The organism is Halalkalicoccus sp. CG83, assembly GCF_037081715.1.
Lineage (GTDB): Archaea > Halobacteriota > Halobacteria > Halobacteriales > Halalkalicoccaceae > Halalkalicoccus > Halalkalicoccus ordinarius.
Window position 1 is genome coordinate 149,270 of the sequence record NZ_JAZDDH010000003.1, and the last position, 12,163, is coordinate 161,432.

7 protein-coding genes and 3 pseudogenes are annotated in these 12,163 nt (G+C 52.9%); 4 read left to right on the plus strand and 6 right to left on the minus strand.

Annotated elements, in window-relative coordinates; genetic code table 11:
- The 4 genes and pseudogenes from V0Z78_RS17845 to V0Z78_RS17860 form a co-directional block, all read right to left on the minus strand.
- The gene (locus tag V0Z78_RS17845; protein WP_336346033.1) at positions 1-1,392 is read right to left on the minus strand and encodes a PD-(D/E)XK nuclease family protein; all 1,392 of its coding nucleotides are present in this window, start codon (positions 1,390-1,392) and stop codon (positions 1-3) included.
- Between the two features lie 204 nt (positions 1,393-1,596).
- Entirely contained in the window at positions 1,597-3,156 is a 1,560-nt protein-coding gene (locus V0Z78_RS17850; RefSeq protein WP_336346034.1) for a pentapeptide repeat-containing protein, read from the minus strand.
- A 1,048-nt stretch (positions 3,157-4,204) separates the two neighbouring features.
- A pseudogene (locus V0Z78_RS17855) lies at positions 4,205-4,655 on the minus strand (gas vesicle protein).
- Complete coding sequence (locus V0Z78_RS17860) at positions 4,648-5,061, minus strand: alpha-crystallin domain-containing protein (protein WP_336346035.1); 414 nt, start codon at positions 5,059-5,061, stop codon at positions 4,648-4,650. The pseudogene V0Z78_RS17855 and the gene V0Z78_RS17860 overlap by 8 nt, the downstream one beginning before the upstream one ends.
- Positions 5,062-5,185: 124 nt before the next feature.
- On the opposite strand from V0Z78_RS17860, the pseudogene gvpA reads away from it, so the two are divergent.
- The 4 genes and pseudogenes from gvpA to V0Z78_RS19115 all read left to right on the plus strand — a co-directional run bounded on the left by gvpA (position 5,186) and on the right by V0Z78_RS19115 (position 10,286).
- Positions 5,186-5,410, plus strand: a pseudogene (gvpA, locus tag V0Z78_RS19110) (gas vesicle structural protein GvpA).
- Positions 5,411-5,500: 90 nt separating this feature from the next.
- Positions 5,501-6,625: a glutamate-cysteine ligase family protein gene (locus V0Z78_RS17870; protein ID WP_336346036.1), complete on the plus strand. Its 1,125-nt coding sequence runs from the start codon at positions 5,501-5,503 to the stop codon at positions 6,623-6,625.
- Between the two features lie 842 nt (positions 6,626-7,467).
- On the plus strand, positions 7,468-8,769 hold the full coding sequence (locus tag V0Z78_RS17875) for a hypothetical protein (protein WP_336346037.1): 1,302 nt from the start codon (positions 7,468-7,470) through the stop codon (positions 8,767-8,769).
- Between the two features lie 128 nt (positions 8,770-8,897).
- Positions 8,898-10,286 (plus strand): annotated as a pseudogene (locus V0Z78_RS19115) (FAD-binding oxidoreductase).
- 340 nt (positions 10,287-10,626) lie between these two features.
- On the opposite strand, the gene V0Z78_RS17890 reads toward V0Z78_RS19115, so the two are convergent.
- The gene (locus tag V0Z78_RS17890) at positions 10,627-11,130 is read right to left on the minus strand and encodes a Rieske (2Fe-2S) protein (RefSeq protein WP_336346040.1); all 504 of its coding nucleotides are present in this window, start codon (positions 11,128-11,130) and stop codon (positions 10,627-10,629) included.
- Positions 11,131-11,620: 490 nt separating this feature from the next.
- A complete protein-coding gene (locus tag V0Z78_RS17895) occupies positions 11,621-12,085 on the minus strand; it encodes a GlcG/HbpS family heme-binding protein (protein ID WP_336346041.1) in 465 nt (154 codons plus the stop codon).
- Positions 12,086-12,163 lie beyond the last annotated feature (78 nt).

A 12,163-nucleotide genomic window follows, 5' to 3' on the forward strand; every position in this document is an offset into this window, starting at 1 on the left:
TCACTGATACCGTTCGATTGATGCATCAAACGTCTGAGTGAGCTCCTGTATCAAGTCTGGATTTTCAACAACGAAGTCAACGAAAGCCTCGGTGAGTGCTGCAGTGTATGCGTCAAAAAATCCCTCGTGCCTGTTGACTCGAATATCGTATGTTCCTTCGATCAGAGTCCGCTTGTGACCAGTCAACTCGCCGTTGGTATGAGCGAGACACTGTTCGATCTCATCTGTCCTCTCGTCAAAAACCTCGTTGTAGAGGTCTCGGAACGCAATCGGATTGGACCCCATACAGCGGAAATTGAATGTCAATTCCCGATCGCCAACAGCAGTCCCCCTATTGCTATTCTCCCCCATCCGATGATAGAATCCGATACGAAGATCATTGGTATCGTCAGCTCTCATTTCCAGGTCTACCAAGTCGACCTCGCGCTTCCACCATCCATATTTGAATACGTGTTGCCAGTCGCCACCGGTGGCACGGAGAATCCAGCGTTCCGTGTCTTCCGCCCGAGGAATCGTGACCAGAGTATCATCTGGCCTGAACTCCGCGTTGCTACGTGTCCCTTCGAGGGTGGTCGCCACCTCTTCACCCCATCGTTGGCTATACGATTCCCACGCTGTATCGAACGTTGTTCTCACATCCTCAATTGCGTCGTAGTTATCGAGATACAGCGTGATTTTCTGCTGATCAACGTCGTCGCGGTTGCTCATATTGGAGATGTTCTGAAGGTCGTCTTTGAGGTCGTGCAGCTGGGCAACTGTACGCTGGGGATACCGAGAGGAGTTTGCTATAATAAACTCGGTCAGGACATCCTCAACGAACGCCTGCCACGTCCAGTTTGTAAAACAAGCGCCTTGGGCTTGTGGTCTGGTACTCTGATGGAGATACAGATAATATTGACCGGATTCATACTCTGCTACTGACCGATCTCCGATCTGTGATCCGGCACAGTAGAACTCCGTTCCTGTCTCTGGTGCGGAGAACTTCAATTCGATCATCAGAAACCACTCGTTTGGAACGTCAATGACGAGATCGACGTATCCCGGTGTCGAGTTCGTGTTAGCTCCGTCAGTATCCCTTTTCGTGACCGAGACCTGTTGATTCACACGGACATCTGTGAGATCATATGTGTCCTCCTCGAACGCACAAGCAGGAGGGAGGCCATGGAGAACAGCTTCGAGAAAGTCAGGTCCCATCCCATGTGGCTCGTCGGGATCAAGGAGGTAGCAGAGTAATCGGTTAATGTAGACTTCAGCTCGCCGATGTTCCCCTAACCCATATTCGATCACACTCATTAGAGAGCGGGGTTCTTCAGGTCTGTCCGTGACGGCGTTCCACTGCTGCTCGAGAGCCAGAAGCGTCGTTTCCAGTTCTGATTGTGGGTCTGGGGTCACATCTCCTTCGAACGATTCGACAAATCATAATAAAAGTATTTCTTAGCCGTCCTCGACTGGAGAATAGATCGTGAGAGCGAACTACGCAAGCAAGACTGTAATAGTAACAAGTATAGACAAATCCTGGCCTAATTAGTAATAGTGTAGCTGTCGAATACGATTATAGATTGGATGGCTTCGCGGACTAATCACGCCCCAGGACGATCAGATCGCTTCGCGGTTACCTAGTACGTAGCCAAAGAGCACGACTAACAGCGTGCCCAGGAACGCTTCAGCCATCGTGATTCCCATAATGATATCATTATTAGGGGTGCCTGGAGGAGTGGTTGTGAACGTGACAATACTGTAATAGAGTACCTGAACCCATGTCTGGAACTCACCTCCTATACTTCCTTCTGCACCGAATAGAGTGAATAGTAGATAGATAGCGGTAGGTATCCCAAAGACGATCCCCATATTGCGGAGAACTCGCTGAATACTAATTCCATAGCCAGTAGCTTGCCAGGCAATCCCTGATGCAGCCCATTTCATCCAATTACCATCAGCTTTAGCTTCTTTCCGACGAGCCCGCCGTTCCCATATTGTTAGTTTTCGTGCTTCGCTAGTTAATCCACGATTACTACATTCTGTAGCGAGATAATGGCAAGTTCGAGCCATTTGATTACAAATAAAGGACGAATTATCATTAGGTTCGTGTCGCCTTATTATCTGATCGAATAGTGTTGGTATGTTCATTTTGACATCTCCTAATTTTTCGAAGGTTACACCACGCAAATCAGCTTCTGAAAGGTCGGCATCACGCAGGTCTGCCTTTGAGAAGTCAGCATCACGTAGGTCAGCTCCTGAGAGGTTGGCATCACGTAAGTTCGCTTCTGAAAGGTTGGCATCACGTAAGTTCGCTTCTGAAAGGTCAGCATCACGTAAGTTCGCTTCTGAAAGGTCGGTATTAGGCAGATCGGCTTCCGAGAAGTTGGCATCAACTAGGGTTGTTTTTGAAAGATTAGCGTGCTCCAGATCAGCTTCTGAGAGATTAGCATGCTTTAGGTTACTTTCTCGGAGGTCGGCATGTTGTAGGTCAGCTCCTGAAAGGTCTATACTTTCCAAACTAGCCATAGTATCACGCAGATTAGCCTCCAAGAAGTTGGCGTGTTTCAGGTTAGCTCCTGAGAGATTAGTGTGTCGCAGGTTAGCTTTTGAGAGATCAGCGTATCGGAGATCTGTACTTGAAAGATTGGCATCACGTAGGTTAGCTCCCGAGAGGTTAGAGCGTTGCAGGTTAGCTCCTGATAGGTTAGCGCGTTCTAGGTCTGCCTCTGAGAAGTTAATAAAAAATAGATTTGCCTTCGAAAAGTCAGCATCCCTTAGTGAACAATGCTTGAATGAGAGTACATAATCAAATTCATTATCCAATAGTTGTGCATTTTCAAGCAATTCCAAAAGATGGTTGTCATCGGAGACTTCTGAGAGGGGTTCGTAATCAAGCAATCGCGAGAGTTGTACGTTAGCAAGTAACCCTGAAAGCTGTGCTCCATCAAGTAACTCAGAACATCTATCCTCCCTCCCTGGCTGATTATATAAACCATCACAATTATTTAGGATTTCTTCAATAGGTTTGTCAGATCCATCGTTGGTCTCACTGTGCCAGATACATCGAGGATGATCTCCCCACACTTTCCGATAACAACAGCTTGCCTGCACCTCGGAATGGTCCTGTGAATAAAGTCCCATCCACGTATATTGACACCGTTCTTGGCTGTCTTCCATGGTAATAGTTAGTCTGTGAGGTAAGTTAACTATTATCATGGAAGCTAAAGGATCTATAAAACCTTCATGTTACCGAAAGGACCACACGCCCATAACGAAGAGATCGACGCTCTTCCGCTGAATATTGACTCGGCTAGAAGAGGCAGTCTACATAACCATACTTGCTATTGGCTATCTCTCAGAAAAGGGAGACGAAGCTCGTTCAGAAAACACGATCTAGAGAAGCTTACGCAGCAACAGTGAACGTCTCGTTGTTGCGCTCAATCAGGCCTTCTCCCTCGAGCGTGTTCAGAACCGGAACAGAGTAAGCTGCTTCATATCAAGCGTCGACCGCAGATCGGTGATGCTCGCTTCCTCCACCATCTCGAGATATAAGTAGACAAGTTTCGAGTTGCTTGAGTCGAACTCAGCGGGCATCTGGTCGGAATCTAAATATTCTATATTTATTATGGGTAGAAAAAACAGGTTCCAAATAGAGAAATAATGGAAAGTAAGTAACAGGTTCTAGGTGTGGGTCCCTATTTCACATCAAAGGATGGGAAGAATATGCAGAATGTTACAGGTGTGGCGATGTGTTTGAAGCCAAAAAAGAATCGTCTTTGGAAGCTAAATCAATCTTTCAGAGCTAGTAAAAGCCTACCGTTGTAAACGAGTGGATCGCGAACTATAGCTGCTCTTGTAAACCAGAGGTCGGACAACTACGGACGTCGATGACGTCATGTAGCGGAGTGCCACGCCGACCTGAAGGAAAGCTGTCGAGATCTCCTAAAATTCTCGGCGTATTCTACACAGGAGTATGGCCTCATAGCTGTCGAAGACCTGAATGTGAAGGGTCCCCCTCAAGTCGTACGTCTCAGCCGAGACAACAGCGTCAATCGCGTCTCAGCCCATATGAGTATGAAATATAGACGGACGATATAGGTATAGATTATAGTTACGTAGTCTAGCTATACTTAATAGCTATGTATTATAGATGAATCGGTAAAATACCGTCAGGAGCGGCTCTCGTGAGTCCTCAAACACAAGCGGGACCATTTAGTTGGCCAGCTCAGGGGGGCGATTTCAAAGACTCAGAGGAACTCAAACAGGGGAGTGGTCTCAACGCCATTTTAGAGTTCTGCCCCTCAGCATTCTCATTGTCGGCATTTGAGCGATCGGTTTTCGACAGCGTACCAGAACCCTGAGATTCAACGACTGGGGGATTGCTATGTGATGTTCGACTTCCACCGTGACTGGCCTTGATACCGAGGCCGATCTCGTCTTCGAGTGGCTCCCGTCCGGAAGCCTGCTCGACACGTCGCATATCAGTCCCATTTGGAAAGGCTAGTCCATACTGCGCAGTAGTCTCGAACGAAGCGATCGCTGTGCGAATCTCGATGCCGAGAAGCTCCGTATTACCGATCGAAATCGCGATGTCTGCATTGATCACAATGCCCTGTCCAGTACCCCAAAACATCGGCGAGATCACTCTGATCGCGCGTCGGCCGAGCGCTACTCATTGCTGCCTCTGTCGATCCGAATGAGCCTCACGTCAAGAACGCCGTTGTTGAACCGCGTCGTCTCGATCTCGGCCGACCACGGGAGGGGGATTCGTTCGATCATCTCCTCGCCGGTTGTGATCTCGAGGAACCGGTGGCCCTCGGTGAGCTGTGCCGTCAGTTCGCTATCATCGGCGCTGGGAAGATCAGCAACGACCTGCATACGGTTGTCCTCTTGGCGCTTGTCAATGAGAGACTCGTCTCCCGTCTGGGATACCGGGCCGTCTTCGATTGGAGGTTCGATCGCGTCCAGTTCCCAGCCGATGGCAAACTCATAATCCGTACTAAACGGACTACTAAACGGACGATTGAAGATCTGGCCGATGATATCATCGATCGATGTGTTCTTCCGGTCAAATGGTGTCATGATCTGGTTCCTCACTCTTCATAGGGTGTACGCGACCAACCACCGTTCGCTTGCCCAGGCCGGAACTTGCCAGCACGTGGCAACTGATAACAAATATAGATGTCTTCTGTAACTCTGAGTACCACTGAGTCAAGCAAGACCAAGCACATCCAGCCTCGCGGAAGTCCTCGATCGTATTCTCGATAAGGCCGTCGTCATCGATCTCTGGGTTCGAGTCTCACTTGTCGGGAGTGAAATTCTCACGAGTTAGCCATGAGTCGTCATTGCATCGGTGGACACGTTCCTCCACTACGTCAGAGAGATCTCGAAGAGCGAGGCCGCCAAAGAGAAAGGCAACCTTAACGAATAATAGGACTATTTATATATGTAGGTCGCGTATATACATCTGTCGTTTCGGGTAGCAATACTGAACCATTGGGTAGCGGCAGGTGACGGATATATGAAAATAGGACTTGAGCTAGAATACTGGGTCGTAGATAAAAACGGAGTTCTCACATCGGCAGCTGAGCTTATTGACGCTCACAAATATGCCGTTCCCGAATGTGTCGACTCACTTCTCGAGCTTGTACTCCCACCTGTAGCCAGTCAAACGGAACTTGAGTCAGAAATCATAGACTCTCTTACAGAGCTACTAGCAATCGCAGCGGCCAATGATCTCTTCGTCGTTCCACTCGGAACAACGCTCATTGAGGCACGCCCACCTGCAACGTCAGCCCGTGGAATGATTTTGGAGCGAGTGTACGGAGAGGAGTTACGTTTCGCAAAGAATGTAGCCGGCACCCATATCCACTTCGATCAGACGGATGCTATCGCACAAGCAAATCTTCTTACGGCGCTTGATCCAGCATTAGCACTCGTCGCTTCAACCCCATACTACGACGGTCAGCAAACTGCTGCATCGGCACGTGCAGCGGCCTACCGACGAAGCATGTCTGCCCGCTTTGCACCGTTTCGTCGTCTTCAGCCGTACGTATGGACAGAGGCAGAGTGCAACAACCGACTGCATCAGACGTTCGAGTTATTCATCGAACGTGCCCGTGTAGCGGGAATTGATCGTGAGACCGTCACTGAGCACTTCAGCCCGGATGATGTCATTCATGGACCTGTGCGTATCCGGAACGATATTGGTACTGTTGAATGGCGTGCACCTGATACGGCGTTGCCACGTCAAGTGATCCGCCTTGCGTACGATATCGAGGGTGTACTTGAGCAGTTGGCAACAAAACCGCTCATTGTTGGTCCTAGGCCAGGGGTCCACTCCGATCGAATCGTGATCCCCCCATTCGACCGGCTTGAACAGCTCACTACTGAGGCAATCTACAATGGCCTGACGACCCCTGTTCAATCATATCTCAGGGCGTTCGGCATAGACGTTACAGCGTACGCCCCTCTTACCGAGGGATTTCCGAAGGGGGAGGCATTATCCGTAGCCGAAGCACGAGACCTTCGCCGTTTGTACGCTGCTGTGCTCTCCGATGACGTCTCGATGCTTCGACGAGAGCAGGAGGGATCACAGTGGTTAAGCGTACCACTGCAAAGGGTTCCTCGGTACGCCTTGGAATAAACGAGCACGCCCCACAGGAAGCGTAATTTCCTAACAACAAAATAACACGAACAGGAATAGGCCGCACTACTCACCCGACACAAGCCGGGCCATCCTAGTCCCAACACGCACAGCTTTCCTCCCATTCAGTAGTAGCGTGGGTAGAAACGATTTCGTCAGTTCTAGTTTTGTGAGCGTATCACACCACGGTGTGATCAGTTGGATACTCCCTTGTGCAACGTTTTCCCCTCCTGCAAGCGTCTCGTTGCACAAGGTGGGCCAGAAAGGACGGACGTTGCATCGATGAGACTGAATCCTAGTAGCAATCTCGCCGTACTCATTGGTACGCAGTGTTGTGACCGTATTGAACCCCTCAAGCGATGAGAGGTTTCAACGAGCGTGCTGAATCCAGGGAATCCATCGAACGCGAAGAGCGACTCTCTATCACTGAGATCACGACGAGAGTACTCCCCGCTGTGCCAGCGAAAATCCCGACTGCATGGGTCAGCTGTTCACCTCACGCAACAGTTCGTTCAAGCGAGAGCACGACCGCAATGAGCGCCATCCTGATGATGTTCATCGAGCCCACAATCACCATGAACGCAAACATCACCCAACGTAGTTCGTTCGATCGGTGCTGAACAGGAGGTGCATATCGTTCACTAACGGACCGACGTCTAGCACACGTTTCCATGGTCAAAGAACGCATCCTGTTCAACCTCTACAGTCGTTTCACGGGGTGACGTTATGTGATTAGTTCTCATAGTAGAGCAGGATCAACCAACTCATGGCAGCCAAAACATCGCCAAACCTGCAGGTGCTCTCACCACAATCGATGTCTGGTAACACATCGAGGAATCACCATGCCTGACACCACACAATCCCTTCCCGAACTGTTCGAGTATCCACTGTTTCAGGCCATTTTTGGGCGACGATCTCGTCGATTCGGTCGTGGCTTGTCGATTCCGTCAGGACCGCTGGCGTTCGAATCGGACGCTGACCCGCTACCATTATCCGACCTCGAGCAATCGGTCCTCGTCGCTGCCGGGACCGGGGTGAGTGGGTGGCACTACGGAATTCCGTTCGGCCCGCACCGGCCGGACGAGCACACCGACTTCTCGGTCCGGTTGACCGGTCGAACGGCACCGACGGCGGCCGGGATCGGCACGCCGGTCCTGTTCTATACCGACGACGACGGCACGTACCTGACGAACACCCGGAGCGTCGAACCGAGCCGGCTCCGCGAGGCAATGGACCTCAAAGACGACGCCGAACGCATTCTGGCAGTGGCCAGAGCACACACTGAGAAACTCGCCGACGAGCGGGTGGACATCCCCGCCGAATCCGGCCACATCCTCGAACCGAACCACTGGTGGACCAACACGCCAGGGTCGACGCTGTTCATGCCCGTCGGCGACGCCAGCGAAGAGATGCTGGCGCTTCTCTGTCTGTTCGTCGAGAACGGCTACGTGATCATGGATGACGAGATCGGTGAACCGGCCGGCGACCTCAAGCCACACATCGAATCGGGGTTATTGGACGCCGATAAGGCGTTCCCACTGTCCTTCCTCGAACGTGCCACCTTGGAACAGAACTGTGCCGAGTTGGCCTTCATGGCACACAACATGGTGCTTACGATGCAGGCGATGGGGTTGGGCGGGTTGTACTTCGCCGGGATCAACGAGTTGAGCCTGTTTGGCGCTCCAACGCGCGACGACCTCGATGGGCTCGGGTTCCGGTTCGTCGACGATGAGAACTGGACCGCACCAAACCCAGTGGGCCTCGACGACCAGTACGAGGGCCTCTGTCCGCCGTACTACCCGGACATGCACGCAGCAGTCGACGCACTCGTCGAGCGGAAGTTTGGCCCGGGCGGCACCTACGACCCGGCGACGCCTGGTCCGTGGGAGGACAGCGAGGCGGTGAAGCGCTCGATCGAGCCATACGACGACGAGACAGTCGAGTGCCTCGGTGAGATCGCCCAGTACGTCTACGACAAACACGGGAAGTTCCCGGGGACGGTACCGACGATGGTGCTGCCCGGCTGCGTCCAGGTACACCATATTGACACGGACTACTACGACGCACAGTTCAAAGCCGGTGCGTACCTCGATACCCACGCCGAGCATATGCAGCGGTGGCACACAGAGGAACCCCCGTCTTGATGTATTCAGCAGACTATGAGTATTGCAAACAGCTATCATGACCTGCGTCGTAGGAGAGCTAACGCTCTCTCTATGCTCTGGGTGGGGAAAAGGAGGGGTTGGGATGAGCGCGAGAAACAGAGGACGTCATGTCAACAACAGTCGACGCTGATGAAACAGCCATCGGAGACTTCGGAGAAACGCTACGCGGCGAACTGATTCGACCTGAAGACCCGGAATTCCACGAAGCGCGCGCGATATACAATGCGATGATCGACAAGCACCCGGCATTGATCGCCAGGTGCGCCAATGTCGCGGACGTGATCACAGCTGTGAACTTCGGCCGTGACCACGATCTTGAGACCGCCATCCGCAGCGGTGGCCACAATGGACCCGGACTATCGCTGGTGGACGACGGACTGGTTATCGATCTGCTCAACATGAAGGGCATTTACGTCGATCCGGATGCGAAAACCGTGCGCGTCGAACCCGGTTGCGTCTGGGGTGATGTCGATCACGCCACCCACGCCTTCGGACTGGCGACAGTCAGTGGGGTCATCTCCACGACCGGTGTCGGAGGTCTAACTCTCGGCGGCGGGCACGGATATCTGACCCGTAAGTACGGTCTGACCATCGACAATCTGCTGAGCGCGGATGTCGTGCTGGCTGACGGGCGACTGGTCCACGCGAGCGAGGACGAGAATTCGGACCTGTTCTGGGCGCTGCGCGGCGGTGGCGGCAACTTCGGCGTGGTCACGTCGTTCGAGTTCCAGGTCCATCCAGTCGAGACAGTGATCGCCGGACCGATGTTTTGGCCGATCGAGGAGATGGAATCTATCATGCGGTGGTATCGCGAATGGCTGCCTCAAGCGCCTGAGGACGTCTATGCTTTCTATCTGACCGCACAGGTGCCCGGCGATCCTTTCCCGGAAGCGATCCACGGTGAGAACGTCTGTGGACTGATGTGGTGCTATCTGGGGCCGAAAGACTAGATTGATGATGTACTCGAACCAGCCCGCGACGTCGCCGAGCCGCTGTTCGAGCACATCGAGGAGATGCCCTATCCGGCAGTCCAGGGAATGTTCGATCCGTTATACCCATCAGGTGATCACTGGTACTGGAAGGGTGACTTCGTGCGCGACCTGACTGACGATGCCATCGCAGAACATCAGCACTTTGGGGAGGTACCGACGCCACAGTCAACCATGCACCTCTATCCCATTAACGGGGCCGTTCACCGCGTCGACGCGGATGAAACCGCTTGGCGGTATCGCGACGCCAACTGGTCGATGGTCATCGTAGGCGTCGATCCGGATCCGGCCAAGAGCGAGGAGATCACTACCTGGGCCCGGGAATACTGGGAAGCGCTGCATCCATATTCGGCCGATGGCTCGTACATCAACTTCATGATGGAAGAGGGCGAGGACCGAATTCGCGCGACGTATGGCGATAACTACGAGCGGTTACAGGAAGTCAAGGCTCGGTACGATCCCGATAACTTCTTCCACGTGAATCAGAACATTCAGCCGGCGGACTGAGGCTGGCGCACCCATTTCAGTCATCGTTTCTCGTACGGTCAATACAGACCTACAAGATACACGCGCTGTATTTAGCACCATACTATCGTTTATTTCGGATGTGGCATGCTGAGTTCGCCGTTCGATAGAAGTTGCACGTACCTGTTGCAGATCCGGGCGCTGGTTGAGGGGAATACGTATCTAAAGAACAGGGTTTGATTCCCCCTCCCCTACCCCCGCTGAGTTCTCCGTTGAGGGATATAATCCACGTTATGGCGCATGATTTATTCGTTTCTATGCGTCGCTGAATACGCGCTCTCTATTCAGCACGATTCGTGAAGCCTGTCACAGTTTGAGTATTTTAACAGGGTCCCTTCTGTGACCGATCTTCGCGACTGTGAGTCCGGCCGCTTGCACCGATAGACGCAGCTCCTGCATCGGCTGTCAGATCAAGCTTGATCAGGCCGTCCTCGACCCAGACGGCGTACGTTTTCAGGGCCTGTTTCGCGGGAAACACTGGCGTCCCCTCCGCGAGATCGAACTCCCACCCATGCAGTGGACAGCTGATCGTGGGTGGCGCGTTCTCATCTGCTACCGATGCTGGTTTTTGGATGACTCCTGTGTTCGGCGTGAATTCCCTGAAGGAGGAGACGAACGGTTCGGCTTTGGATGGCTTGCGGAGTATTTTCCCCTCCCCCAGAGGCCCGCCCATATGCGGACACGAATTCCGGATCGCGTACAGTTTCTCGTTGATGTTGAGGATCGCGATATTCTCTCCATCTATCGTATAGAATGCTCTACTGTTGTTCGGTATCTCGGATGCGTCGCCAATCGTTATCGACATAGAATGGTTCTGTACGGTCATATTGGTGGGGCGGGTTCGATTGGTGTCTTCCTCGTGGTCGGTTTGGTCGCTCTCTCCGTAGAGAAGAATTGTTGATAGCGGGGTTTCAGGCGGTAATGGTACTGTTACGATGCTCGGCGTGCGAATGCAGCTGCTCGGGTCTCATCAGCTGCACGTCGCATTTCAATCCGGTGTTCATCCCATGTCGCAAATCTCGGCACGGGGGTGTCTCCCACTCGAACTTTCAGTTGGCGTCGCTTCGAGGTGTACGGGATGGTGCGAATACGTGATCGTCCCATACCACGTATAGTACACATTTGATGATGAAGTCACCTAGGGAGATGGTTTCATTACGTGAAACGGACCCCACTGGTCACACCCCTACGATCTCCACTCCGTCCCGATGAGCATGCTCTCGAGGTCCGTGACCTCCCGCCGGCAGCGGCCCTGTCAAAACGGATCATCCGTCGTGCGGTAGCGGAAAGTCCCTCCCCATCCACAGTCATCGAGATCAGGCGGTGAGATCGTTGAACCTGCTGACGCCAGCCTTCGCGACGTCCATGTCCTGATCGACAGCCCCACCGCTGACGCCGATCGCACCGACGACCTCGCCGTTCTGCGTCAGCGGATATCCGCCGCCGAAAACGACCATTCGACCCTCGTTGGTGTTCTGGAGACCGTACAGCGATTCACCGGGCTGGGACGGCTCGGCAAGATCATGCGTCGGCATGTCCAGCGCAGCAGCCGTGTAGGCTTTGTTCCGCGAGATGTCTACCGACGCGAGCCACGCGTCATCCATCCGGTGTTGCGCAATGAGGTTGCCCTCCGAGTTTGCGACCGTGATTACCATCGGAGTGTTGATCGCATCCGCTCGCCGTTCAGCGGCGTCGATAACGTCCTTGGCCACGTCGAGAGATACCGTTCCAATCGTGGGTGCTTCCGTACTGGGTACCTGTGGCTGATTTTTGATTCCCATGTGAGGTACTACGCGCCATGTAGAGATAATCTCATTTGATGAAACGGTTCCACGCCGCAAATTCGAAGCGAGATCGCC

What these genes read in the sequence shown, in the direction of transcription:
- V0Z78_RS17850 (WP_336346034.1), bottom strand. Translation starts at nt 3,156, where the DNA reads ATGGAAGACAGCCAAGAACGGTGTCAATATACGTGGATGGGACTTTAT.
- V0Z78_RS17860 (WP_336346035.1), bottom strand. Translation starts at nt 5,061, where the DNA reads ATGACACCATTTGACCGGAAGAACACATCGATCGATGATATCATCGGC.
- V0Z78_RS17870 (WP_336346036.1), top strand. Translation starts at nt 5,501, where the DNA reads ATGAAAATAGGACTTGAGCTAGAATACTGGGTCGTAGATAAAAACGGA.
- V0Z78_RS17875 (WP_336346037.1), top strand. Translation starts at nt 7,468, where the DNA reads ATGCCTGACACCACACAATCCCTTCCCGAACTGTTCGAGTATCCACTG.
- V0Z78_RS17890 (WP_336346040.1), bottom strand. Translation starts at nt 11,130, where the DNA reads ATGACCGTACAGAACCATTCTATGTCGATAACGATTGGCGACGCATCC.
- V0Z78_RS17895 (WP_336346041.1), bottom strand. Translation starts at nt 12,085, where the DNA reads ATGGGAATCAAAAATCAGCCACAGGTACCCAGTACGGAAGCACCCACG.